The sequence below is a fragment of the Pseudactinotalea sp. HY160 genome, from assembly GCF_009372055.1.
In the GTDB taxonomy this organism is placed as follows: Bacteria; Actinomycetota; Actinomycetes; order Actinomycetales; family Beutenbergiaceae; genus HY158.
Map to the genome: position 1 here is coordinate 22,352 of NZ_WHMT01000009.1, position 25,212 is coordinate 47,563.

Annotated in this window: 22 protein-coding genes; 16 read left to right on the plus strand and 6 right to left on the minus strand. The window is 73.7% G+C overall.

Annotated elements, in window-relative coordinates; translation table 11 throughout:
* Nucleotides 1-118: 118 nt before the first annotated feature.
* The gene (locus GCG21_RS09930) at nt 119-340 is read left to right on the plus strand and encodes a hypothetical protein (protein WP_152909541.1); all 222 of its coding nucleotides are present in this window, start codon (nt 119-121) and stop codon (nt 338-340) included.
* Between the two features lie 155 nt (nt 341-495).
* On the opposite strand, the gene GCG21_RS09935 is transcribed toward GCG21_RS09930, so the two are convergent.
* The 4 genes from GCG21_RS09935 to glgX form a co-directional block, all read right to left on the minus strand.
* Entirely contained in the window at nt 496-1,182 is a 687-nt protein-coding gene (locus GCG21_RS09935) for an HAD hydrolase-like protein (protein WP_194165042.1), read from the minus strand.
* 121 nt (nt 1,183-1,303) lie between these two features.
* Complete coding sequence (gene trpS, locus GCG21_RS09940) at nt 1,304-2,395, minus strand: tryptophan--tRNA ligase (protein WP_152909619.1); 1,092 nt, start codon at nt 2,393-2,395, stop codon at nt 1,304-1,306.
* 54 nt (nt 2,396-2,449) lie between these two features.
* Nucleotides 2,450-4,099 carry an FAD-binding dehydrogenase gene (locus GCG21_RS09945; protein ID WP_152909543.1) on the minus strand — a complete coding sequence of 550 codons (1,650 nt, stop codon included), beginning with the start codon at nt 4,097-4,099 and terminating at the stop codon, nt 2,450-2,452.
* A 75-nt stretch (nt 4,100-4,174) separates the two neighbouring features.
* Nucleotides 4,175-6,358: a glycogen debranching protein GlgX gene (glgX, locus tag GCG21_RS09950; protein ID WP_370517432.1), complete on the minus strand. Its 2,184-nt coding sequence runs from the start codon at nt 6,356-6,358 to the stop codon at nt 4,175-4,177.
* Nucleotides 6,359-6,443: 85 nt separating this feature from the next.
* On the opposite strand from glgX, the gene GCG21_RS09955 reads away from it, so the two are divergent.
* From GCG21_RS09955 to GCG21_RS09995, 9 genes are all read left to right on the plus strand, one after another.
* A complete protein-coding gene (locus GCG21_RS09955; protein ID WP_152909545.1) occupies nt 6,444-7,244 on the plus strand; it encodes an electron transfer flavoprotein subunit beta/FixA family protein in 801 nt (266 codons plus the stop codon).
* Nucleotides 7,241-8,236: an electron transfer flavoprotein subunit alpha/FixB family protein gene (locus tag GCG21_RS09960; protein ID WP_152909546.1), complete on the plus strand. Its 996-nt coding sequence runs from the start codon at nt 7,241-7,243 to the stop codon at nt 8,234-8,236. Before GCG21_RS09955 ends, GCG21_RS09960 begins: the two co-directional genes overlap by 4 nt.
* Before the next feature lie 9 nt (nt 8,237-8,245).
* A complete protein-coding gene (locus GCG21_RS09965) occupies nt 8,246-9,436 on the plus strand; it encodes a cysteine desulfurase family protein (RefSeq protein WP_152909547.1) in 1,191 nt (396 codons plus the stop codon).
* A complete protein-coding gene (mnmA, locus tag GCG21_RS09970) occupies nt 9,433-10,539 on the plus strand; it encodes a tRNA 2-thiouridine(34) synthase MnmA (protein ID WP_152909548.1) in 1,107 nt (368 codons plus the stop codon). The genes GCG21_RS09965 and mnmA overlap by 4 nt, the downstream gene beginning before the upstream one ends.
* Nucleotides 10,540-10,631: 92 nt before the next feature.
* Nucleotides 10,632-11,588, plus strand: a complete 957-nt coding sequence (locus tag GCG21_RS09975) for a hypothetical protein (RefSeq protein ID WP_152909549.1) — start codon at nt 10,632-10,634, stop codon at nt 11,586-11,588.
* Complete coding sequence (ligA, locus tag GCG21_RS09980) at nt 11,585-14,062, plus strand: NAD-dependent DNA ligase LigA (protein WP_370517433.1); 2,478 nt, start codon at nt 11,585-11,587, stop codon at nt 14,060-14,062. Before GCG21_RS09975 ends, ligA begins: the two co-directional genes overlap by 4 nt.
* Nucleotides 14,059-14,826, plus strand: coding sequence for a 5-oxoprolinase subunit PxpA (locus GCG21_RS09985; RefSeq protein ID WP_370517434.1), 768 nt, complete (start codon nt 14,059-14,061; stop codon nt 14,824-14,826). The genes ligA and GCG21_RS09985 overlap by 4 nt, the downstream gene beginning before the upstream one ends.
* Nucleotides 14,823-15,470: an allophanate hydrolase subunit 1 gene (locus tag GCG21_RS09990; protein WP_152909550.1), complete on the plus strand. Its 648-nt coding sequence runs from the start codon at nt 14,823-14,825 to the stop codon at nt 15,468-15,470. Before GCG21_RS09985 ends, GCG21_RS09990 begins: the two co-directional genes overlap by 4 nt.
* The gene (locus GCG21_RS09995) at nt 15,467-16,363 is read left to right on the plus strand and encodes a biotin-dependent carboxyltransferase family protein (protein WP_152909551.1); all 897 of its coding nucleotides are present in this window, start codon (nt 15,467-15,469) and stop codon (nt 16,361-16,363) included. Before GCG21_RS09990 ends, GCG21_RS09995 begins: the two co-directional genes overlap by 4 nt.
* A 64-nt stretch (nt 16,364-16,427) precedes the next feature.
* On the opposite strand, the gene GCG21_RS10000 is transcribed toward GCG21_RS09995, so the two are convergent.
* A complete protein-coding gene (locus GCG21_RS10000) occupies nt 16,428-16,808 on the minus strand; it encodes a hypothetical protein (RefSeq protein WP_152909552.1) in 381 nt (126 codons plus the stop codon).
* 67 nt (nt 16,809-16,875) lie between these two features.
* On the opposite strand from GCG21_RS10000, the gene GCG21_RS10005 reads away from it, so the two are divergent.
* Genes GCG21_RS10005 through gatB form a run of 4 tightly spaced genes read left to right on the plus strand, consistent with a single transcriptional unit; the run spans nt 16,876 to nt 21,323 of the window.
* Complete coding sequence (locus GCG21_RS10005) at nt 16,876-17,928, plus strand: hypothetical protein (protein WP_152909553.1); 1,053 nt, start codon at nt 16,876-16,878, stop codon at nt 17,926-17,928.
* 55 nt (nt 17,929-17,983) lie between these two features.
* Complete coding sequence (gene gatC / locus GCG21_RS10010; protein ID WP_152909554.1) at nt 17,984-18,283, plus strand: Asp-tRNA(Asn)/Glu-tRNA(Gln) amidotransferase subunit GatC; 300 nt, start codon at nt 17,984-17,986, stop codon at nt 18,281-18,283.
* A complete protein-coding gene (gene gatA / locus GCG21_RS10015; protein ID WP_152909555.1) occupies nt 18,280-19,827 on the plus strand; it encodes an Asp-tRNA(Asn)/Glu-tRNA(Gln) amidotransferase subunit GatA in 1,548 nt (515 codons plus the stop codon). The genes gatC and gatA overlap by 4 nt, the downstream gene beginning before the upstream one ends.
* On the plus strand, nt 19,824-21,323 hold the full coding sequence (gatB, locus tag GCG21_RS10020; RefSeq protein ID WP_152909556.1) for an Asp-tRNA(Asn)/Glu-tRNA(Gln) amidotransferase subunit GatB: 1,500 nt from the start codon (nt 19,824-19,826) through the stop codon (nt 21,321-21,323). Before gatA ends, gatB begins: the two co-directional genes overlap by 4 nt.
* A gap of 6 nt (nt 21,324-21,329) precedes the next feature.
* Here gatB and GCG21_RS10025 read toward each other — a convergent pair whose 3' ends face one another.
* Nucleotides 21,330-22,694 (minus strand): 8-oxoguanine deaminase, encoded by a 1,365-nt coding sequence (locus tag GCG21_RS10025; protein WP_152909557.1) that lies wholly within the window; start codon nt 22,692-22,694, stop codon nt 21,330-21,332.
* 361 nt (nt 22,695-23,055) lie between these two features.
* Between GCG21_RS10025 and aceB the strand changes: the two genes are divergently transcribed.
* Both aceB and GCG21_RS10035 read left to right on the plus strand, forming a co-directional pair.
* Entirely contained in the window at nt 23,056-24,642 is a 1,587-nt protein-coding gene (aceB, locus tag GCG21_RS10030; protein WP_152909558.1) for a malate synthase A, read from the plus strand.
* A complete protein-coding gene (locus GCG21_RS10035; RefSeq protein ID WP_152909559.1) occupies nt 24,642-25,115 on the plus strand; it encodes a peroxiredoxin in 474 nt (157 codons plus the stop codon). Before aceB ends, GCG21_RS10035 begins: the two co-directional genes overlap by 1 nt.
* The last annotated feature ends 97 nt before the right edge of the window (nt 25,116-25,212 follow it).

A 25,212-nucleotide genomic window follows, 5' to 3' on the forward strand; every position in this document is an offset into this window, starting at 1 on the left:
CGGGTGACTGGGCGACCGGGTGACCAGCCGTGGTGTGGCAGGCTGAGGAGGACCCGCGGCGGAGAACTGTACCGTCGTCCACCCGCGGATTCGGTGAGCGTGAGGCAGGCTGGTGGGCATGAACAGCGTGACCAATGACCAGGGGTCGGGAATGCCGCAGGAACCGAAGAAACAGGCCGGGCGATCCCCCGCCGTATGGTTCTTCGTGGCCGCGGTGTTCGTCGTCGTGCTCCCCACCTTCCCCGACCGGCTGAACTTCCCGCTCAGCCCGATCGCCGCCTGGGTCGCAGGGGCCGTGCTCACCGCGACCGGCTTCTGGGTGCTGTTGCGCAGGCGTTGAGGTCACGTCCCGGGCATCACGGGTGGATGGTCTCCCCAGCGCCCGCGCTCAGGCTCCACGGCCATCGCCATGAGGCTGATGCGACCGGCCGGCGGGGACGACATCGCCGGGGCCCTACGACGCCATGTCGGCGACCCCGAACCCGAACCCGTACCTCAGCCCACGCCGAGCAACTGAGCCAACTCGCCGACGTCGGTCGCGACGGCGCTCGCGCCGTCGCGCTCCTCGGCGGTGCCGTAGCCCCAGGCGACGAACACCGAGAGGATGTCGTGGGTGATGGCGCCGTTGACGTCGTGATCGCGATCACCGACCATGACCGCCCGGGACACGTCGACACCTTCGTCCCGCAGGGCGGCGAGGGCGTCCTCGACGATATCGGCCTTCCAGGCGCGGGTGCCGTCATCGGTCGCACCGCACTGCACGGTGAAGTACTCGGTCAGGCCCGAGTGCTCGACGATCTGGACGGCCAGCGCGCGCCGCTTCGACGTGGCCAACGCGATGGGAACGCCCCGGGCATGCAGTTCGCGCACGAGCTCGGGCATGCCCGCGAAGGCGGGCGCGAGCATCCGGCCCTCGTACAGGGGCCGGAACGCGGCGACGACCCGGTCGAGGTCCTCCTCGGCCACACCGCCGAACTCGCGGAAGCCGTCGCGGATGGGCGGGCCGGCGAAGTGGAGCAGGTCCGCCTCGCTCAGCGGCGGGTAGCCGCTCACGGCGAGCGCCTCCGCGACGGCCGAGGTGATGGCCACGCCGGAGTTGCTGATCGTTCCGTCGAGATCGAACAGGACGGCGGTGGGCTCGAGGCTCGTGAGGGTGGGCTGGGGCAGAAACGCGATGGGCACGTGGGACACTCCTGAATGCAGACCAACGCCCATGATCCCAGAGCCCGGGGCAGGAAGCGACGAGACGTCGTCGACATCACCGGCCGCGACCTGACCACCACGGGCCCGGACGGGCAGTGACTCAGGCGCCGTAGACCATCCCCATCGCGGCACGCACCTCGTCGAGGGTGGCGTCGGCGACCTCGTTCGCGCGCTTGTTTCCCTCCGCGAGCACGGAGGTGATATAGCCGGGATCGGCCTCGAGCTCGAGCCGCCGGGCGCGCAGGGGGGCGAGGTGCTCGTTCACGGCCTCGGTCACGACGGCCTTGAGGCCGCCGCCGCCGCCGTCGCCGATCTCGGCCGCGATCCGGGCCGGGTCGCCCCCGCTGCAGGCGGCGGCGATCTGAAGCAGGTTCGCCACGGTCGGGCGGCCGATCGGATCGTAGGTGATGTGCCGGTCGGAGTCGGTCACGGCCCGCTTGAACTGCTTGGCGGTCTGGTCGGCGGTCATGCCGAGCTCGATCGTGTTCCCGCGCGACTTCGACATCTTCTCGCCGTCGAGGCCGAGCACGTTCGCCGTCCGGCTCAGCAGCGCCTCGGGCAGGGGGAAGGTGCGCGCGTACTTCTCGTTGAAGCGTCGCGCCACGACCCGCGTGGCCTCGAGGTGCGGCAACTGGTCCTTGCCCACGGGCACGAGGTTCGCCTTGCAGAAGAGGATGTCGGCCGCCTGGTGCACCGGATAGGTGAACAGCAGCCCGCTCATCGGCCGACCACCGGTGGCCTCGTGCTCGGCCTTGACCGTCGGGTTCCGCTTGAGCTCGGAGTCGGTGACCATCGACAGGAACGGCAGCACGAGCTGGTTGAGCGCCGGCACGGAGGAGTGCGTGAAGATCGTCGTGCGCTCCGGGTCGATGCCGGCAGCCAGGTAGTCGGTCACGAGACCGCGCACCCGCTCGGCGAGCGGCCCGGCGTCGTCGCGGTCCATGATCACCTGATAGTCCGCCACGACGAGCACGGTCTCGACCCCGGCGTCCTGCAGCCGCACCCGGTTCGCGAGCGTGCCCAGGTAGTGGCCGAGGTGCAGCCTGCCGGTGGGCCGGTCGCCGGTGAGCACCCGGAAGGTGCTCGGGTCCGCCGCGATCTCGCGCTCGATCTCCTCCGAGCGGGCGACCGAGCGCTGGAGGCTCTTCTCGATGTCGTCGCTCAGGACATCCTCGGGCTGGGCGTCGGGCATGACATTCACGGGGTTTGCAGGACTCTCAGAACTCACCGACCCAGGGTATCGGCCTCACAGGGCCTCGGCCGCCACCCGGCCGCTGAACAGGCAGCCGCCGAGGAACGTGCCCTCGAGGGCACGATGGCCGTGGATCCCGCCGCCGCCGAAGCCGGCGGCCTCGCCGACCGCGAAGAGCCCATCGAGGACGGCGCCGGCCGGGTCGAGCACGCGGGCGCGCCCGTCCGTGTGGATGCCGCCGAGCGTCTTGCGGGTGAGCACGTGCAGCCGCACCGCCAGCAGCGGCCCGTCACGCGGGGTCGTGAGGGGACGCGGGGGAGCGACCCGCATCCGCCGGTCCACCCAGAACCGGCGGGCGGCGGCGGTCGCGACCACCTGCGGATCCTTCCCGAGGCCCGAGGCGACCTGCGCATCGCGCAACGAGACGAGGCCGGCCAGGCGGGCGCCGTCGATACGCTCATCGCCCACCAGGGCGTTCATCCCGGCCGCGAGTTCGGCCGGGGAGTCGGCCCACACGAACTCCGGGGAGTGGCGGGCGAACTCGGCCACCGGCCCGACCGCGCCCGGGGTGACCCGCTTGAGCAGGAGCGGGACGTCCTTGCCGGTGAGGTCGGGGTTCATGTCCGAGCCCGAGAGGGCGAACTCGGTCTCCATGATCGTGCGGTTGAGCACGAACCACGAGTGCTCGTCGCCGCGGCCGGTGATGTGCTCGAGCGCGCCGAGGGCGTCGAAGCCGGGGAACAACGGCGCGGGCAGCCGGTTCCCGTCGGCGTCGAGCCACAGCGAGCTCGGGCCGGGCAGGATCCGGATCCCGTGCCGGTTCCACACCGGCGCGGGCATCGGCAGGCCCTCGGGGTAGTGCCACATGCGGTCGGTGTGCACGAGCGCGGCACCGGCGCCCGCGGCGACCGCCTGCATCGAGCCGTCGGTCGAGTCGGGCACGCCCGAGAGCAGGGTGGTCGGCAGCGTGCCGCTCGGCCACAGCTCGCGCACGAGGTCGTGGTTCGCGCCGATCCCGCCGGCCGCGATGACGACGGCCCCCGCGCTCAGCTCGACCTCGCCGGTCACCTCCGCCGGGCTCGGCTCGCCCCGCCCGGCCGGGCTCGGGATGAGGACCTGGGCGCGCACGCCCGTGACGGCCGTGCCCGTGCGGACGAGCTCGACCACCCGGTGCCGGAACCTGAACTCGAGCAGGCCGTCGGCGCGCGCGGAGTTCGCGGCGGAGACGAACGGGGCGAGGATCGCGGGCCCGGTGCCCCAGGTGACGTGGAAGCGCGGCACGGTGTTCCCGTGGCCGCCGGCGGGGTGGCCGCCGCGTTCGGCCCACTGCACGAGCGGGAACCAGCGCACCCCGAGCCCGTGCAGCCATGCGCGCATCGGACCGGCCGCGAACTCGACGTACCGCTGAGCCCATTCGTAGCCGAACCGGTCGGGCCCCCGGCCGCGGTCGGCGCCGTCCGCGAACCGCGCCGAGCCGAGCCAGTCGGAGAAGGCGAGCTCGGGGGAGTCGTGCACGCCGAGGCGGCGCTGCTCGGGGGAGTCCACCATGAGCAGGCCGCCGAAGGACCACCACGCCTGCCCGCCGAGGGCGGCCGTGGGTTCCGCATCGAGCACGATCACCCTGCGGCCCCGGGCGGCGGCGCGGGTGGCCGTGACCAGACCCGAGAGTCCCGCGCCGATGACGATGACGTCTGCGTCCACCATGGAATCGAGGCTACCTCCGTGCCGGCGGGTGCGCAGGGGGCCGGGCCGATCGGGCCGCCCCGAGCGACCGAGCGCTCAGGAGCTCAGGTACACCCGCAGCGACATCGGCGCGAGCGTCACCTGCGACCCGGCGGCGGCGACCGCGCCGCGGGACGGGTGGTCCGGCGCGGCCCATTCGGAGTCCCACACGAGTTCGTAGCGGCCGTCCTCGGCGGTGGGCAGCGCGATCCCGGCCGCCTCGATCTCGCCGTTGAAGATCGCGAGCAGATTGCGGCCCTCGCCCTCGGGCTGCACGCGCGCCATCTGCAGCACGCGCTGGCTCGGGTCGTACCAGGTCTCCGGCTCCATCGCCTGACCGGTGCGGTCGTACCAGGACAGGGTCGGCCGCCCGGAGCGGGTGTGCGAGCGGTAGTGCGCCGGGCGCAGCACCTCGTGGGAGCGGCGCAGGTCGAGCAGGTACGTGACCGTGGCCGTGAAGTCCGGGATCTCGCCCGTGTGGGCGGCGTCCCAGTCGACCCAGGTGAGGTCGCCGTCGATGCAGTAGCCGTTGTTGTTGCCCTGCTGGGTGCGGGCGATCTCGTCGCCGGCGGCGATCATCGGCACCCCCGCCGAGAGCACGAGCGTGCCGAACAGGTTGCGCATGCTGCGCCGGCGGGCCGCGAGCACGCCGGGATCGGTGCTCGCGCCCTCGACGCCGTGGTTCCACGACCGGTTGTTGTCGGTGCCGTCGCGGTTGTCCTCGCCGTTGGCCTCGTTGTGCTTGTGGTCGTAGGCGACGAGGTCGGCGAGGGTGAACCCGTCGTGGGCGGTGACGAAGTTGATCGACGCCGTCGGCCCCCGCCCGCCCGGGACCCCGTTGTGGCCGAAGAGGTCGGCCGAGCCCGCGAGCCGGGTGGCCAGGTCGCGCAGGTCGTGCCCGCTGTGGCCGCCGGTCAGGGCGGCCTGGTCCGCGAGCCAGAACGTGCGCACGCTGTCGCGGTAGCGATCGTTCCACTCGGACATCGGGGCGAGGAAGTTGCCGGTCTGCCAGCCGTGCTGGCCCACGTCCCACGGCTCGGCGATGAGCTTGAGGTGGCGGAGCACGGGATCGGTCACGAGTCCCACGAGCAGCGGGTGCAGCGAGTCGAACCGGGTGCCGAACCGGCCGAGGGTCACCGCCAGGTCGAACCGGTACCCGTCCACCCCGACGACCTCGGCCCAGTACCGCAGCGACTCGAGGGTCAGCTCGACCACCCGCGGATTCGCGAAGTCGAGGGTGTTCCCGGTGCCCGTCATGTCGAGGTAGTTGGTCGCATCGCCCTCGGCGTGGAGGTAGTAGCCCCCCTCGTCCAGGCCGCGCCAGCTGATCATCGGCCCGTCGATGCCGCCCTCGCACGTGTGGTTGTACACGACGTCGAGGAGCACCTCGATGCCGGCCTCGTGCAGGAGCTCGACCATCTCGGTCACCTCGGCGAGCACCGCCTGCGGGCCGGCGGCCTGGGCCGCGGCGGTCGCGTAGCCGGGCTCGGGCGCGAAGAACCCGAGGGTGTTGTAGCCCCAGTAGTTCGTGGCGCCCCGCTCCGCCAGCGCCACCTCGTCGAGCCTCGCCTGGATGGGCAGCAGCTCGACGGCCGTGATCCCGAGCCGCTGCAGGTGGGCGATCGTGGCGGGATGCGCGAGCCCCGCGTAGGTTCCGCGCAGGTCCGCGGGAACACCCGGGAGCTTGCGGGTGAGGCCGCGCACGTGCGCCTCGTAGATCACCGTCTGCGCCCAGGGCACGTACGGGCGGGGACCGCGGGCGGGCTCGGGAGCGGGCATGACGATCCCGTGGGGCACGAACGGGGCGGAGTCGCCCGGGATCGGGCGCCCGTCCTCGTCCCAGCCGTAGACCCGCGGGTCGAGCGTGAGCGAGCCGGTGATCCCGCGGGCGTACGGGTCGACCAGCAGCTTCTCCGGGTTGAAGCCCCGGCCCCCGGCGCGGTCGGTGGCGCCGTGGGCGCGGAAGCCGTATCGGCGGCCGGGCTCGATGCCCGGCACGTGCGCCGTCCAGACCCCGTGGTGGGAGCGCAGGAGCCGCACCCGGTGCTCGCGCCAGGGCCGCTCGGCAGCGGTGTGATCGGAATCATCCCGGTCGAGGAAGCACACGTACACGCCCTCGGCCTGCGGGGCGTACACCGCCACGTCGACCCCGCCGTCGCGGCAGTGGACGCCGAATCGGTGCGGGAATCGTGCCGTGGCCGCGGCCACCTGATCGGAGGCCACCTCGGATCGCGAACTCACACACGCACCTTTCCCGCAGCCTGACCATGATGACGAACCGTCACCACGATATCGGCCATCGAGGTGAGCATGGCACGCTAGCAGCATGAGGATAGTGGTCTGCGTCAAGCATGTGCCCGATCTGGCCTCGGCGCGGGGGTTCGACGACGATCGGCGCACCCGGCGCACGGCCGCCGACTCCACCCTGAACGAGGTGGACGAGAACGCGATCGAGGCGGCCCTGCAGGTCCCCGGCGAGAACGAGGTGATCGCCCTGACCACCGGCCCCGCGATCGCCGTCGACGCCGTGCGCCGGGCCCTGCAGATGGGGGTCGATTCCGCCGTGCACGTGCAGGACGACGCGCTCGCCGGCCTGGACGCCCCCGCCACCGCCCGGGTGCTCGCCGCCGCGATCGCCCACCTCGCCCGCCCGGGAGCGCCGATCGACCTCGTGCTCGCCGGCATGACGGCCCTCGACGGCCTCGGATCGGTCGTGCCCACCCTCGTGGGCGCCGAGCTCGGCCGGGGCGTGCTCGCCGGCGCCCAGGACCTCACGGTGACCGACGGGCCGGACGGCCGCCTCGCCACGATCTCCCGCGACCTCGACGGCGCCGCCGAGCGCGTGCGCGCCGCCCTGCCCGCCGTCGTCTCCGTCTCGGACGCGATCAACTCCCCGCGCCTGCCCAAGACCAAGGACATCCTCGCCGCCCGCAGCGCCCCGGTCGCCGCGGTCACGCTCGCCGATCTCGGGCTCGCCGACGGCGCAGCCTCCTCCCGCACGCGGGTCACCCGGGCCGAGCCCGCGCCCGAGCGCCCCGAACCGGTGATCGTCCACGACACCGGCGGCGGCGGGCGCGCCCTGGCCGACTACCTCATCCGCAACGACCTGCTCGGAGACGCCCGATGACCGCCCCGGCCGTGCTCGTCCACGTCGCCCACGCCGGCGACCACCTCGCCGACTCGACCCTCGAGGCGCTCACGCTCGCCCGCGGCCTGGGCGAGCCGATCGCCGTGGCGACGAGCCCGCCGTCCCCCCGCGCGCTCGACCAGCTCGCGACCGCGGGCATCGACCGGGTGATCGTCGCCGGCCTCGACCCCGATCGGGCCCTCCTCGCGCCCGCCGTCGGCCAGGTGCTCGCCCGCGCGGTCGAACACGTCGGCGGTGGGGCCGGGGCGAGCGTGCTCATTCCGGCCTCCTTCTTCGGCAAGGAGGTCGCCGCCCACACCGCCCACCTGCTCGGGGCGGGGCTGCTCATCGACGTCGCCGACGTGCGCCGCACCCCCACCGGGCTCGCCGGCGGCAAGCGCGCCTTCGCCGGCAGCTGGGTCTGCGACTGCGAGACGACGACGCCGCTCGCCGTGGTCACGATCCGCCCCAATGCGGTGGCCGCCCGTGCGGCCGAGCGCCCGGGCACGCCCGTGCTCGAGTCGCTCGCCGTCGAGGTCGACCTGCCCGCGGGACTCGAGGTGATCGAGCGCACCGTCCATTCCGGCTCCGGCCGCCCGGACCTGGCCGAGGCGACCCACGTCGTCGCCGGCGGCCGGGGCACCTACGGCGACTTCGCGCCCGTGGAGGAGCTCGCCGACGCCCTCGGCGGCGCCGTGGGCACGACCCGCGACTGCGTCGAGGAGGGCTGGATCTCCCACGACCTGCAGATCGGCCAGACCGGGGTGACCATCGCCCCGCGGGTCTACATCGGCGCCGGGATCTCCGGCGCCCCACACCACCACGGCGGCATGCAGGCCTCCTCGGTCGTCATCGCGGTGAACATCGACGAGGAGGCCCCGCTCGTGCAGATCTCCGACTTCGCGGTCATCGGGGACGCGGGCAGCGTGCTGAGCGAGGCGGCGGAGGTGATCCGGGCGCACCGCGACGCCGAGCCACCGACGGGTATTTAGACTGGGGTGATGGGTGCCTATCTCGATCATGCGGCCACCGCCCCGGTGCTCCCCGAGGCGGCGGACGCCTTTGCCCGCGTCGCCCGCGAACTCGGCAACCCCTCGGCCGTCCACGGCTACGGGCGCACGACCCGCCGGATCGTGGAGGAGTCGCGGGAGGAGATCGCCGCGCTGCTCGGCGCCGAAGCCGCCGAGGTCATCCTCACCTCCGGCGGCACGGAGGCCGACAACCTCGCGGTCATCGGGGCCTGGCAGGCGGCCGCCGCGGGCACAGCCGACACGGCCGTGCCGCCGGGGCTGATCGTCAGCGCGATCGAGCACCCCGCCGTGCTCGAGAGCGCCGAATGGCTCGCGAGCGACGGCGGCGCCCGGCTGCACATCGCCCCCGTCACGACCGCGGGCACCGTCGACCTCGACGCGCTCGCAGGCCTGCTCGCGCGGCCCGAGTCCGAGCGGGGTCGCATCGCCGTGTGTTCGATCATGTGGGCGAACAACGAAACCGGCGCGATCCAGCCGCTTCCCGCGGTGGTCGAGCTCGCCGGCGCGCACGGCATTGCCGTGCACACCGACGCCGTGCAGGCCGCGGGCCGGGTGCCGATCGACTTCGCCGCCTCCGGGCTCGCGGCGCTGAGCATCTCCGGCCACAAATTCGGCGCCCCGGTCGGGGTCGGCGCGCTGCTGGCCCGGCGTGACTTCGACATGCGCTCCCACCAGCACGGCGGCGGGCAGGAGCGCGGGGTCCGCTCGGGAACCGTCAACGCCGCGGGCGCCCGCGCCCTCGCGGTCGCGCTCGCCGCGGCCGTCCACGACCTGTCCACCGAGGCCGACCGGCTCGCCGGGCTGCGGGACCGGCTCGAGGCCGGGATCCGCGCGATCGCCCCCGACGTGCGGGTCTGGGCAGGGGAGGCCGAACGCCTGCCCGGGCACCTGCTCGTCAGTGTCCCCGGGACCCGCTCCGAACCCGTGATCTTCGCGCTCGACATGGCCGGCGTCGCCGCCTCGGCCGGCTCGGCCTGCCATGCGGGGGTCGTGGGAGCCTCCCCGGTCGTGCTCGCCGCCGGCGGCACGGAGGAGGAGGCCCGCTCCGCCCTGCGTTTCACCCTCGGCCGCACGAGCACGGCCGCCGATATCGATGCCGCGCTCGCGGTGCTGCCGGACGCGCTCGGGCGAGCGCGCGCCGTCCTGGAGGGAATCCGATGAAAGTCCTGGCCGCACTCTCCGGCGGGGTGGACTCCGCCGTCGCCGCCGCCCGCGCCGTCGACGCCGGCCACGAGGTGGTCGGGGTGCACATGGCCCTGAGCCGCAGCCGCGCCCAGCACCGCACCGGCTCGCGTGGCTGCTGCTCGATCGAGGACGCCTCGGACGCCCGCCGCGCCGCCGACGTGCTCGGCATCCCGTACTACGTGTGGGACCTCTCGGAGGAGTTCGAGGAGACCGTCGTCGCCGACTTCGTCTCCGAGTACGAGGCGGGCCGCACCCCGAACCCCTGCGTGCGTTGCAACGAGCACATCAAGTTCGCCGCCCTGCTCGACCGCGGCCTCGCCCTCGGCTTCGACGCCGTGGCCACCGGCCACTACGCCCGGATCGTGCCGGGACCGGACGGCCCGCAGCTGCACCGCAGCAACGATTCCGCGAAGGACCAGAGCTATGTGCTCGCGGTCATGGGGCCCGAGCGGCTCGCGCGGTCCCTGTTCCCGCTCGGCGACGTCACCTCGAAGGAGGAGGTGCGCGCCGAGGCGGCCGCCCGCGGGCTGAGTGTCTCGGCCAAGCCCGACTCCTACGACATCTGCTTCGTGGCCGACGGCGACACGCGTGGCTTCCTGCGCGACCGGCTCGGCAGCCGCGCCGGGGAGATCGTCGACACCGACGGCGTCGTGCTCGGTGAGCACGACGGCTTCTTCGGGTACACGGTCGGCCAGCGCAAGGGGCTCGGCATCGGGCGCCCCGCCGACGACGGCGCCCCGCGATACGTCGTGGCCACCGAGCCGGCGAGCAACCGGGTGATCGTCGGCCCCGCCGCCCTGCTGAGCGTCGACGAACTGCGGGCGAACGACGTCGTCTGGCTCGCCGGCGACATCGACCCGGGCGACGGGCTCGACGGCCTCACCGTGCAGGTGCGTGCGCACGGCACTCCCGTCGGGGCACGCGTGCGCCGGGTCGAGGGCGAGCTCGTCGCCCGGCTCGAGGAGCCGATCCGCGGGATCGCCAACGGCCAGTCGCTCGTGGTCTACGCCGACACGCGGGTGCTCGGACAGGGCTCGATCAGCGCGAGCGCGCGGCTCGGGGATCGGCTCGCGCACTGAGCCCTGGGCAGGCCTCGGCGGCTTTGCTATCCTCACCGGAGAACGTGGGAGCAGTAGGGAACGGTAGGGGTACTGGTTCGGAGGGAGGCGTGATGAGGCGTACCGATCGACGGATCGCGTGCCTGAGCGCCCTGCTCGCCGGCGTCCTCGCCGTGGCGGGCTGCGCCGGCGAGGTGACCGTGCCCGGCGACGCCGCGAGCAGCACACCACCCGCGAGTGCCGGCCCGAGCGACCCGGCCGGCGAGCCGGGTGCGGGAGGAACCGGCGGGGCTCCACCGACGCCATCGACCCCGACGGGTCCGACGGGTTCGACGGGCCCGACGGGTTCGACGGGTCCGGACGCCTCGGCCACGCCGAATCCGCCGCGAATCGATCCGCCCGCGCCCGTCGAGACCGGTCCCGTCGAGACCGGTCCAGGCGAGACCGCGCCGCCGCCGGCCGATCCGGACGGGGACGATTCCGGTCCGCGCCCGCCGGGACCATCGACCCCATCGACACCGTCGGAACAGCCGACCCCATCAAACCCGTCGACACCATCGGAACGGCCGACCGCCGACCCCACCCGGCCCGCGCCGCAGGAGCCCGAGCCGACGTCACCGGCGCCGGAACCGGCTCCGGCCCCGCCCATCGAGGGCTGGGCGGCGCTCATCTCGCAGTCGCGCACGGGCGAGGCACCCGCGGCGTTCCGCGCCCGGGAGCGCTACGTCTCGTGCGGCGACCTCGTGCGCGCCCACGGCCAGGAACTCCTGCCCCCCGATGTCGTCGCCTGTCTCGACGCCGGCGCCGACGGCGAGGGCGCCGAGGCCGCGGTCGCCGTCCCGAGCGACACCGGCGCCGCCCTCGTGTGGTTCGTCCGGGTCGGTCCGGCGGGGTCCGAGGTCTTCGTGGACGCGACGCGCGATTCGCGGCGGGGCGAGTGGACCTACACCACGTGCGATCCGGACGTCTCGATCGTCGCCCTCGCGTGTGCCGAGCCGGGACCGATTCCCGGTCCGAGTGCCGACGAGACACGACCGGCGCCCGGCGAAGGGGAGACAATGGCGGCGTGAGTGAATCCGCCGCAGCACCAGAGCCCACCGACCCCCCGGGCGCCGACGGCACCGACGAGGTCGACGGCACCGACGGGGCCGCCCTGCGCGCCCGCTGGGACGACCTGGCCGGCCGCGTGCGATCCGCCCGCGAATCGTATTACGGCAGCGATGCCCAGCTCCTGTCCGACGCCGCCTTCGACGAACTCCTGCGCGACCTGCAGGCGCTCGAGGCCCGCCACCCGTTCCTGCGCCGGCCGGACTCGCCGACCCGGCAGGTCGGCGGCACCGTCTCGGAGCTGTTCACGCCGGTCACCCATGCCGAGCCGATGCTCAGCCTCGACAACGTGTTCTCGATCGAGGAGCTTCGCGACTGGGAGGTGCGCACCCAGAACGCCGCCGGCCGGGCGGTGCGCTGGCTGTGCGAACTGAAGATCGACGGGCTCGCGATCGCGCTGCGGTACGAGCGCGGCGTGCTCGTGAGCGCGGCCACCCGCGGCGACGGGCGCATCGGTGAGGACGTGACCGTCAACGCCGTCCGCGTCGCCGGCATCCCGCGCCGCCTCTCGGGCACGGGACATCCGGACCTCGTGGAGGTGCGCGGGGAGGTCTTCATCCCCACCGCCGAGTTCGCGCGGCTGAACGAGCTGCAGGCCCGGCTCCAGGGCCGGGCGATCTCGGCGGCGCGGGACAAGTGGCGGGAGCGGCCGGCCGCCACCCGGGGCGACTTCGACGAGGAGCGCCAGGCCGCCGCGGCCGCCCGCCGATTCCCGGCGTTCGCGAACCCCCGGAACGCGGCCAGCGGCGGGCTCCGGCAGATCCTGAGCAAGAAGGAGGGTCTCGAGCTCGAGGCCGGCGAGGCCCGGATCCACTCCCTGTCGCTGTACGTGCACGGGATCGGCGCCTGGGACCACCCCCCGGTCGCCGCCCAGAGCGAGGTGTACGAACTGCTCGCCGGGTGGGGCCTGCCCACGAGCCCGTACGCCCGGGTCGTCGACTCGGTCACGGACGCGCTCGAGTTCGTCGACTACTACGGCGAGAACCGGCACTCGGTCGAGCACGAGATCGACGGGGTCGTGGTCAAGGTCGACGAGCTCGCCCTGCACGCCGAGCTCGGCGCCACGAGCCGCGCCCCCCGCTGGGCGATCGCGTTCAAGTACCCGCCCGAGGAGGTGCACACGAGGCTCCTCGACATCGCCGTGGCCGTCGGGCGCACCGGCCGCGCCACCCCGTACGCGGTCATGGAGCCCGTGCACGTGGCCGGATCGGTCGTGCGGCAGGCGACCCTGCACAACCAGGACGTCGTGCGCGCCAAGGGCGTGCTCATCGGCGACACCGTGGTGCTGCGCAAGGCCGGGGACGTCATCCCCGAGGTCGTCGGCCCCGTGCTCGAGCTCCGCGACGGCACTGAACGCGAGTTCGTCATGCCCGCCGAGTGCCCCGCCTGCGGCACGCCGCTGCGGCCGATGCGGGAGGGAGACATCGACCTGCGCTGCCCGAACGCCCGCTCGTGCCCGGCGCAGGTGCGCGGCCGGGTCGAGCACGCCGGCTCCCGCGGGGCCCTCGACATCGAGGCCCTCGGCGAGGTGACCGCGGCGGCGCTCACCCAGCCGGAGTCGCCGGCCACGCCCCCGCTCGAGACCGAGGCGGGACTCTTCGCCCTGACGATCGAGGAGCTCGTGCCGATCTCCGTCGTCGTGCGCGACGCCGAGACCGGGGAGCCGAGGACCGACGAGTCCACCGGACGGCCGCGGGTGCGGCGACCGTTCCAGAAGGTGACCAAGGTGTACCCGCCCGGGACGGAGGGCATGAGCCCTGCGGAGCGGCGAGCGGCCAAGATCCGCAAGGACCACGACCTGGTCGAGCCCTCGGCGCAGGCCGAGACCCTGATCGCCGAGCTCGAGGCCGCCACGACCAAGGACCTCTGGCGCCAGCTCGTGGCGCTGAACATCCGCCACGTCGGCCCGGTCGCCGCCCGCGCGCTGGCCGACCACTTCGGCTCGCTCGACGCGATCGAGGCCGCGGGCGAGGAGGATCTGGCCCAGGTCGAGGGGGTCGGACCGACCATCGCGGGCGCGGTGATCGAGTGGCTCGCGGTCGACTGGCACCGCGACATCCTCACCGCCTGGCGCGCCGCCGGCGTCTCGTTCGCCACTCCCGGCCACCCGGGACCGGGAGCGGGCCACGCCGCCGCCGGGATCCTCACCGGGCTCACGGTCGTGGTCACCGGAGCGATGGAGCACTTCAGCCGCGACGACGCGAAGGAGGCGATCGTCTCCCGCGGCGGGAAGGCCGCCGGTTCCGTCTCGAAGAAGACCGACTATGTGGTCGTCGGTCCCGGCGCCGGCTCCAAGGAGGCCAGGGCGCGCGAGCTCGGCCGCCCGATCCTCGACGAGGCCGGGTTCGAGGCGCTTCTCGCCGGGGGCCCGGCCGCGGTCGAGCACCTGCTCGCCGACCCCGGCGAGTCCGCCGAGGCGCGCGGGGGGACGACGTGAGTCCCGCCCTGCCCGCCCTCGACCTCAACGCCGACCTCGGCGAGGGCACCGGCCGCGACGAGGCCCTCATGGAGGTCCTCACGAGCGCGAACGTCGCGTGCGGCGGCCACACCGGCGACGAGTCCACGATGCGGGCGGCCTGCGCGCTCGCGGGGGAGCACGGGGTGCACGTGGGCGCCCACCCCTCCTATCCGGACCGGGAGAACTCCGGACGCGCCGCCACCCGGATCTCCGGCCCCGAGCTCCGGCGCCGGCTGGCCGCACAGGTGGCCGCCCTCGTCGAGTGCGCCGCGCTCGAGGGCGTGCCGGTGCGCTACCTCAAGCCGCACGGGGCGCTCTACCACCGGGTGGCCGTGGATCCCGGGCACGCCGCGGCGATCGTGGGCGTCGCCGCGGAGTTCGCCCTGCCGCTGCTCCTCGCCCCGCCCGCGCTCGCACCCGGCGCCGCGCTCGCCCGCGCCGCGGCCGAGCGCGGCGTGCACCTCGTGGCCGAGGGCTTCGCCGACCGCGGCTACCTCGCCACCGGCGGCCTCGTGCCGCGCGGCGAGCCCGGCGACCTCCTCCACGACCCCGTCCGGATCACCGAGCGCATCCTCGACCTCGTGCGCACTGGGGACGTGACCGCGGTCGACGGCACCCGCCTGCCGCTGCCCGTGCGCAGCATCTGCGTGCACTCCGACACCCCGGAGGCCGTCGCCATCGCCCGGCGCCTGGCCGAGGCCCTCACCGCGGCCGGGCTGCCGCCGCGGCCGTTCACGCGATGAGCCCGGCACGGATCCTGCCGTGCGGACCCACGGCCCTCCTGGTCGAGGTGGACCGGGGCGGCGGGCAGCGTGCCACCCCGGCCGACCTCGCCGTCGCGCTGCACGAGCGCGACGGCGCCGGCCTGCTCGGGGACGTCGTGCCCGCGGCGAGGACCGTGCTGGTGACGTTCGCACCCGGGGCGGGCGGCGTCGTCCGCAGGCTCATCGGCGAGACGCTCGCCGGCCTCGACGGCGATGGGGCGGGGGCGGCGCGGGCCGCGGGCGCCCTCGTGACGATCCCGGTGCGCTACGACGGCCCCGACCTGGCCGAGGTGGCGCGGCGGTCCGGGCTGACCGCGGCCGAGGTCGTCTCCCGCCACTGCGCGCCCACCTACGTCGCCGAGTTCATCGGCTTCGCGCCCGGATTCGCCTACCTCGGCGGCCTCGATCCGGCGCTGCGGCTGCCGCGGCTGGAGAGCCCGCGGACCCGGGTGCCCGCGGGGGCCGTCGGGATCGCGGGCGACTACACGGCCGTCTACCCGCGGCCGTCGCCGGGCGGATGGCTGCTGCTGGGAACCACGACGATGACGCTGTTCGACCTCGCGGAGGATCCGCCGACCCCGCTGCGGGCCGGCGCCCGCGTGCGATTCGAGGCGATCGGATGAGCCTGCGGATCGAACACCTCGGGGGACGGGCGCTGTGCGAGGACCTGGGTAGGCCGGGGCACGCGCACCTGGGGATCACCGGATCGGGCGCCGCGGACCGGGCGAGCCTGCGGCGGGCGAACGCGCTCGTGGGCAACCGCCCCGGCGCCGCCGGGATCGAGATCGTCGGCACGCTCGAGGTGCGGGCGGAGGCCGGCGTCATGATCGCGCTCGCGGGGGCGCAGACGCGGGCGGCGACGGTGCTCGCGGCGGGGGAGCGGATGAGCGTCCCGTTCCCGCAGCGGGGGCTGCGCACGTACCTGGCGGTGCGGGGCGGGCTGGCGACGGCGCGAACCCTCGGCTCCGCCGCGACCGATACCCTCTCCGGCCTCGGGCCCGCGCCGCTGCGGGCCGGGGACGTCCTCGCCATCGGCCGCGACCTCGGCGACCTGCGCACGGTCGGCGACGGATCCGGTGCTGGTGACGGTGCCGGTGACGGTGCCGGTGCGACTGACGGTGCGGGCGACGACACTGCGGGCGGCACCCCGCTGCCCGGCCCGCTGCTCATGCTCTCCGTGCACCCGGGCCCGCGGGCCGACTGGGCCGAGGATCTCGGGGTGCTCTTCGCGGGCGAGTACCGCGTGGGCGAGGAGAGCGACCGGGTGGGCACGCGCCTGGCCGGGGCGCCACTCGCCCGGGCGCGCGCGGGGGACGCGGGGGAACTGCCGTCGGAGGGGCTCGTGCGCGGATCGGTGCAGCTGCCGCCCAGCGGGCTGCCCGTGATCTTCGGTGCGGACCATCCCGTCACGGGCGGCTACCCGGTGATCGCCGTGCTCACCGGCGCCGCCGCCGACGCCCTCGCCCAGGCCCGCCCCGGCCAGGCCGTGCGCTTCCGCCGCACCGGCGCCTGGTGACCGCCCCGTCATCGGGCCTGCACTGCTCCTGTGCCGGTCCTGCGTCGAAGCGGCGGCGCGCGGCTCAGGAGAGGAACTGGTCGTGGATCCAGCCGGTCGCGAGGTAGAGCAGGTAGGTGCCGATCGCCAGGTAGGCCGCGAGGTTCGGCCACCGGCGCGGGAGCCGCAGCGCCCACGTGAGCCCGACGGCCGCGATGAGCGCGGTCATGAGCGGGAAGGCGAAGCGCTGCACCATCCCGAAGAAGCCCGGCAGCGCCGCGTCGGGTCGTAGCGAGACCAGGGCAACGGCGGTGCCGGCCGCGAAGACCACGGCCAGGGTGATTCCGAGCACGAACCGGTGACGCTCCAGGAACGCCCCGATCGGGGTGGGCGCCGGGGCCTCCGGGCCGTCCTCGGGATCGGCCGCCTCGGGATCGGGGATCGGGTTCTCGTCGGTGCCGTGCATGCCGTCAGCCTACGGGGCCACCGGCCCTACAGTGGGTCGGCAGCAGCTACGTCAAGGAGTACAGCACATGGCCATCCAAGGCGCCCATCTGGTCGGTTCGCTCACCTGCACCGACGCCGAGAGCACGTTCCGAGTGGCATCCCAGCACCTCGGCGGCCACCTGCGCCGCATCCCCGACGGGGAGGTGGGCCCGCGCTTCCACTGGATCCTCTTCCAGGGCGCCGCCTTCGCCGCCACCGCGGGCCTGAGCCGGGTCGGGGACGAGCCCGCGCTGCTCGCCGGCTTCGACGTGCGCCCCTTCGCGCTCGACGGCAGCGTCGAACCCGACCGGCTCGCCTTCTCCGACCTCGGCTACGCCGACGCCGCCCTCGAGTCCTACGCCACGTTCGCGAGGCTGCGCGAGGCCGGCGTCGTGCGGGCGGGAACGCGGTTCCAGGTGAGTCTGCCCACACCGCTGGCCGCGCTCACCACCTTCGTGCACCCCGAGGCCCGGGCCGCCGTCGAGGGACCGTACACCGCCGCGCTCCTGGCCGAGCTCGACCGGATCACGGCGGCGATTCCGGCCGCCGACCTGGCGATCCAGTTCGACCTCGCGGTCGAGTTCGCCTACCTCGAGAACTCCCAGGGGCGGGCGGTCGCCTACGGCCGGGGGCCATGGTGGGACGACGTCGCGGCGGGCCTGCTCGACCGCGCCGCCCACGTGGGGCGGGCCGTGCCGGCCGGGGTCGAGCTCGGCTTCCACCTCTGCTACGGCGACGTCGGGGAGCGGCACTTCGTCGAGCCGCTCGATGCGACCAACCTCGTGCTCGTGGCCAACGGCCTGGCCGAGCGGATCGACCGGGAGATCACCTGGCTCCACCTGCCCGTGCCGATCGAGCGCGACGACGCCGCCTTCTTCGCACCGCTGCGCGACCTGCACCGCCACCGCTTCGCCGAGCTCTACCTCGGGCTCGTGCACCACGAGGACGGCACGGACGGCGCCCGCGCCCGGATCGCCTCGGCCGGCGCGAGCGGCGTGGGCGACTTCGGGCTCGCGACCGAGTGCGGCTTCGGGCGCGGACCGGCCGAGCGGACCGCACCGCTGCTCGACCTGCACGCCCGCCTGGCCGCGGCGTGGTGACGCAGCGGTGAGGCGGCGGCGGAGCAGGTGGGTCATGGCCGATAGACTTCCGGACATGCCCACCATCAATCCAGATGAGGTTGCGCGCCTCGCCGACCTCGCGCGGATCGACCTGACGCAGGACGAGACCGCCCGCCTCGCCGCCGAGCTGGACGTGATCGTCGCCGCCGTCGCCACCGTGAGCGAGGCCGTCTCCGGCGACGTCCCGGCCACGAGCCATCCGCTCCCGCTCTCGAACGTCTTCCGCGACGACGTCGTCGGGCCCACGCTCGACCCCGAGGTCGTGCTCGCCCAGGCGCCGGCCGCCGCCGAGGGCCGCTTCGCCGTTCCGCAGATCCTGGGAGAAGACGCATGAGCGACCTCATCACCGCGACCGCCGTCGAGCTGAGCGCGGCCATGGCCGCGGGCGAGACCACCTCCGCCGAGATCACCCGCGCCCACCTCGACCGCATCGCCGCGGTCGACGGCGACCTGCACGCCTATCTCCACGTGAACGCCGACGAGGCGCTCGCCGCGGCCGCCGACGTCGATGCGCGCCGCGCGGCGGGCCGGGAGCTGCCCGAACTCGCCGGGGTGCCGATCGCCGTCAAGGACTCGATCGTCACCGAGAACCAGGTGACCACGTGCGGCTCTCGCATGCTCGAGGGCTGGGTGCCGCCGTACGACGCGACGGTCGTGGCGAAGCTGCGCGCGGCCGGCCTGCCGATCCTCGGCAAGACCAACATGGACGAGTTCGCGATGGGCTCCTCCACGGAGTTCTCCGCCTTCGGCCCGACCCGCAACCCGTGGGACCGAGACCGGATCCCCGGCGGCTCCGGGGGCGGATCGGCCGCCGCCGTGGCCGCCTACGCCGCCCCGCTCGCCCTCGGCTCGGACACGGGCGGATCGATCCGCCAGCCCGCCTCGGTCACGGGCACGATCGGGGTCAAGCCCACGTACGGTTCGGTCTCGCGCTACGGCCTCATCGCCATGGCCTCGAGCCTCGACCAGGTCGGCCCCTGCAGCCGCACGGTCACCGACGCGGCGCTCCTGCACGACCTCATCGCCGGCCACGACCCGCGCGATTCCACCTCGCTGCCGGACGCCCCGCACGCCTACGCCACGGCCGCCCGCGCCGGCGCGAACGGCGACCTGTCCGGGGTGCGCGTGGGCATCGTCCGCGAACTCGCCGGCGCCGGGTACGCCCCCGACGTGCAGGCCCGCTTCGAGGAGTCCGTCGCGCTGATGGAGGACGCCGGAGCTCACGTCGTCGAGGTCGCCTGCCCCTCGTTCGAGGCGGCGCTCGCCGCGTACTACCTCATCATGCCCTCGGAGGCGTCCTCGAACCTCGCCAAGTTCGACGGCATGCGGTTCGGCCTGCGGGTCGAGCCCTCCGAGGGGCCGGTGACCGCCGAACGGGTCATGGCCGCCACCCGCGGGGCCGGATTCGGCCCGGAGGTCAAGCGCCGGATCGTCCTCGGCACCTACGCGCTCTCGGCCGGGTACTACGACGCCTACTACGGGTCGGCCCAGCGGGTCCGGACCCTGGTGCAGCGCGACCTCGACGCGGCGTTCGGCCGGGTCGACGTCATCGTCTCCCCGACGAACCCGACCACGGCGTTCAGGTTCGGGGAGAAGGTCGACGACCCGATGGCGATGTACCTGAACGACATCGCCACGATCCCGGCCAACCTCGCCGGGGTGCCGGCGCTGTCGCTGCCGAACGGGCGCGACTCGGACGGCCTGCCCACGGGGTTCCAGCTCATCGGCCCCGCCCGCGGCGAGACGAACCTGTACACCTACGCGGCCGCCCTCGAGGCCCGGCTCGCGGGCGCCTGGGGAGGCACTCCGTTGCTCACGCACGTGCCGATGAACTCGATGAACCCGACGAACCCGATGAACACGGAGGCGAACCGATGACCGCGCTGGTGGACTACGCCGATGCGATCCGCCGGTTCGACCCGGTGCTCGGCATCGAGGTGCACGTCGAACTCGGAACCGCGACGAAGATGTTCGACGACGCCCCCGCGCACGTGGACACGGCGCCGAACACGGCCCTGACCCCCACGTCGCTCGGGCTCCCCGGCTCCCTGCCGGTGGTCAACCGGACCGCGGTGGAGTACGCGATCCGCATCGGCCTCGCGCTCGGCTGCACGATCGCGCCGAGCTGTCGGTTCGCACGGAAGAACTACTTCTACCCGGACATCCCGAAGAACTTCCAGACCTCCCAGTCCGACGAGCCGATCGCCTACGACGGCCACCTCGACGTCGAACTCGACGACGGCACGGTCTACCGCGTCGAGATCGAGCGGGCGCACATGGAGGAGGACGCGGGCAAGAACACCCACGTCGGCGGCGCCGCCGGCCGGATCCACGGGGCCACCCACTCGCTCGTCGACTACAACCGCGCCGGCATCCCGCTCGTGGAGATCGTGACGAAGCCCCTGACGGGGGTCGGGGACCGGGCCCCGGAGATCGCCCGCGCCTACGTGCACGCGCTCCGCGACATCTTCCGGGCGCTCGGGGTCTCCGAGGCGCGGATGGAGCGCGGGAACGTCCGGGCCGACATCAACGTGTCGCTGCGGGCCGCCCCCGAGGCCCCGCTGGGCACCCGCACGGAGACGAAGAACGTCAACTCCTTCCGGTCGATCGAGCGGGCCGTGCGCTATGAGGTCTCCCGGCAGGCCGCCGTGCTCGACGCCGGCGAGGCCGTGCTGCAGGAGACGCGTCACTTCCACGAGGACGACGGCTCCACCTCGTCGGGGCGGCCGAAGTCCGACGCGGACGACTACCGCTACTTCCCCGAGCCCGACCTCGTGCCGGTCGTGCCCGACCCGGCCTGGGTGCGCGAGATCGAGGCGAACCTGCCCGAGATGCCGGCCGCGCGGCGCCGGCGGCTGCAGGGCGAGTGGGGCTACACCGAGCTGGAGATGCGCGACGTCGTCAACGCGAGCGCGATCGACCTGATCGAGGCGACCGTCGCCGCCGGCGCAAGTCCGGCCGCGGCCCGCAAGTGGTGGATGGGCGAGCTCGCCCGCACCGCCAAGGACGAGGGCCGCGCCCTCGAGGAGCTGGCGATCACCCCGGCCGCGGTCGGTGAGCTCCAGCAGCTCGTGGACTCCGGCCGCATCAACGACAAGCTCGCCCGACAGGTGCTCACCGGCGTGCTCGCCGGCGAGGGCACCCCCGAGGAGGTGCTCGTCGCCCGCGGGCTCGAGATCGTCTCCGACGACGGCCCGCTGCTCGAGGTGATCGACGCGACGCTGGCCGCCCAGCCCGACATCGCCGAGAAGATCGCCGCGGGCAACCTCGGCCCGATCGGCGCGGTCATCGGGGCGGTCATGAAGGCCACGCGCGGTCAGGCGGATGCCGGGCGGGTGCGGGAGCTCGTGCTGGAGCGGGTCGCCGGGTCCTGAGCCGCCTCAGCCCTCGACCAGCGATCGGGCCAGCTCATGATGACGGGCGATGAGGGCGTCGGTGTCGAGCCCGACGACCTGGCCGTCGGTCACGCGCCAGCGGCCGGCGACCATGACCCGGTCCGCCCGCTCGACCCCGCACAGCAGCAGCGCGGTGAGCACGTCGTGCGAGCCCGAGAACGAGAGGCCCTCCGGGCGGAACAGCGCCAGGTCGGCCTGCCTGCCCACCTCGATCACCCCGAGGTCGGCCCGGCCGAGCGCCGCGGCGGACCCGCGGGTGGCCCAGTCCCAGGCCCGCCCGGTGGTGACGGACTCGGCGCCGTAGCGCAGCCGCTGCACGTAGAGGGCCTGGCGGACCTCGCGGACCATGTTCGAGGAGTCGTTCGAGGCCGAGCCGTCGACGCCGAGGCCGACGGGGGAGCCGGCCTCCTCCAGTTCGACGGCGCGGGCGATCCCGGAGGCGAGCCGCATGTTCGAGCTCGGACAGTGGGAGACGGCCGTGCCCGCGGCTCCCAGCCGGGCGATCTCCGCGTCGTCGAAGTGGATGCCGTGCGCGAGCCAGGCCCGGTCCGTGAGCCAGCCGACCGACTCGAGGTAGTCGACCGTGCGCAGGCCGAAGCGGGTGAGGCAGTACTCCTCCTCGTCGAGGGTCTCGGCCAGGTGCGTGTGCAGCCGCACGTCGAGGTCCGCGGCGAGCGTGGCGCTGTCGGCCATGAGCGTGGTCGAGACCGAGAACGGGGAGCAGGGCGCGAGGGCGATCTGGATCATCGCGCCCTCGCCACGCTCGTGATAGGTCTCGACGAGCCGCCGGGAGTCGGCGAGGATCGTGTCCGGGTCCTGCACCGTGTGCTGCGGCGGCAGGCCGCCGTCGTCCTCGCCGACGCTCATCGAGCCGCGCGTGAGCACGGCGCGCATGCCGAGCTCTCGGGCCACGTCGACCTGGGTGTCGATCGCGACGTCCCCGCCGGCGGGGAAGAGGTAGTGGTGGTCCGAGGTCGTCGTGGTGCCGGTCGTGAGCAGCTCGGCCATCGCGACGGTCGTGGCGAGCCGCATCGCCTCGGCGTCGATCCGCGCCCACACCGGGTAGAGGGTGGTGAGCCACGTGAAGAGTTTGCTGCTGGCCACGGGCGGCCAGGCGCGGGTGAGGGTCTGGTAGAAGTGATGGTGGGTGTTGATCAGTCCGGGCGTGATCGCGTGGGCGCTCGCGTCGAACACCTCGTCGGCCGGGACCGACGGCTGCCCGCCGGCGCCGACGAGCTCGAGGATCACCCCCGCGTCGGTGTCCACGACGATGCCGCCTCGGGCCGGCTCCTCGGGTGCCTCGGCTCCCAGGTGGACGGCCAGGGGATTCTTCAACCACAGCGTGGGCATCTCGGTGCTACCTCCTTCGGCGGCACCGCCGGCGCGCGAACCGCCAGCTCAGGTGTTTCGGCGTCTGCTGCTCCGCCGTTCCGGGTCGTTCCGGTGCCGGGGACGATAGCACCTCCGAAGGTCGCGCTGTCAAGCAGTCCCGCACCCTCGAGGAGTTCACGGCGGGCGCCGCCGACGGGGACGGGGTGCCGTGCTCCTGCTAACACTCAGTTCTCTTGACGTCGAGAGAACTGCTACGATGGAAGCGAACTTTCAAGATGTGAAAAGCGTTGTGAGTGGCTCGGAAGTCCGCCACGATGGACTTCTCACCGGCTCATCAGCTCGTCACGAACCGACCGATCACGAAGGAACGGAGATCCGCATGAGCACAGTCAGCGGAATCGAGATCATTGGAGATCTTCCCGCCGGAGCGGAGGAGGTGGTGACCGATTCGGCCCTGGAGCTCATCGTCACGCTCCACCGCGCGCTGGCGGCGCGCCGCGAGGAGGCGCTCGCCGCCCGCGCCGAGGTCGTCGAGCGCGTGAGCGCCGGCGGCACCCTCGACTTCCTGCCCGAGACGGAGCACATCCGGGCCGATCCCACGTGGCAGGTGGCCCCGCCGGCCCCGGGCCTGGAGGACCGGCGCGTCGAGATCACGGGCCCGACCGATCGGCGGATGACCATCAACGCGCTCAACGCCGGCGCGAAGGTCTGGCTGGCCGACCAGGAGGACGCCAACACGCCCGAGTGGGACTCCGTGGTCGGGGGCCAGCTCAACCTGCTCCACGCCATCGACCGCACGATCGACTTCACGCACTCGAACGGCAAGACCTACGCGCTCGCGCCCGACGAGGACCTCGCGACCATCGTCATGCGTCCGCGCGGCTGGCACCTGCCGGAGAAGCACGTGCTCGTCGACGGCGAGGTGACCTCCGGTTCGCTCGTGGACTTCGCCCTCTTCGTGGCCACCGCGGGCCTGCGCCAGATCGCCAAGGGGCAGGGGCCGTACTTCTACCTCCCGAAGATGGAGCACCACCTCGAGGCGCGGATGTGGAACGACGCGTTCAACATCGCCTCGGACCACCTCGGCTTCCCCCGCGGCACGATCCGGGCGACCTGCCTCATCGAGACCATCCCCGCCGCGTTCCAGATGGAGGAGATCCTCTACGAGTTGCGCGACCACTCGGCCGGGCTCAACGCCGGCCGCTGGGACTACCTGTTCTCGGTCATCAAGACCTTCCGCACCCGCGGTCAGGAGTTCCTGCTCCCCGACCGCAACGCGATCACGATGACCGTGCCGTTCATGCGCGCCTACACCGAGCTGCTCGTGCGCACGTGCCACAAGCGCGGAGCGCACGCGATCGGCGGCATGGCCGCCTTCATTCCGAGCCGTGACGAGGAGGTGAACAAGGTCGCCTTCGACAAGGTCCGCGCCGACAAGCTGCGGGAGGCCACCGACGGCTTCGACGGCTCGTGGGTCGCCCACCCGGGCATGGTCGAGACCTGCAAGGAGGTCTTCACCTCCGTGCTCGGCGACCGGCCGAACCAGATCGACAACAAGCGCGAGGACGTCTCCGTCACCGCCGCCGACCTGCTCGACGTCGCCGCCACCCCCGGCGACGTGACCGAGGAGGGGCTGCGCACGAACGTCTCCGTGGCGCTGCAGTACCTGCGTGCCTGGCTCGGCGGCCTCGGGGCCGTCGCGATCTTCGACCTCATGGAGGACGCCGCCACCGCCGAGATCTCCCGCTCCCAGACCTGGCAGTGGCTCCACAACGGGATCACGCTGGCCGACACCGGCGAGCTCGTGACCCGGGAGCTGGTCGAGCGGATCGTGGCCGAGGAGATCGCGAAGCTGCCCGGCGAGCCGGGCGACTACGAGCAGGCGCGCGACACGTTCCTCGACGTCGCGATCGCGGAGGAGTACGTCGACTTCCTCACCCTGCCCGCCTACGATCGGATGGTGTGATGACCCGGCTCGAGACGGGCGTCCGCGCCCCCGACTTCACCCTCACCGGCGCCGACGGCGCCGAGGTCTCCCTCGCCGGCGTGTGTGCGCGGGCCTCGGCCGGGGTCGTCGTCTACTTCTATCCGAAGGCGGGCACGCCGGGCTGCACCACGGAGGCGTGCGACTTCCGGGACAACCTCGCCTCCCTCGCGGCCGGCGGCTACGAGGTGCTCGGGATCTCCGCCGATCCGATCGCGGACCTGCGGGCCTTCGCCGCGGCGGAGCACCTGACCTTCCCGCTGCTGTCCGACGACGGTGCCCGGGTCGCGCAGGAGTACGGCGCCTGGGGCGAGAAGACCGTGGGCGGCTCGACGTTCGAGGGCGTTCTGCGCTCGACCTTCGTCATCGGCCCCGACGGCGATGTCCGCTCGGCCGAGTACAACGTCGAGGCCACGGGCCACGTCGCCCGACTCCGCGAGCAGCTGCTCGGCTGAGAGGGCCGGCACAGGCGACCGGGCCGAGACATCGGCCACCCGACGGGGGGCGCGGCACACGCCGCGTCCCCCGTCGGCATGGGGAGCCCCGATACAA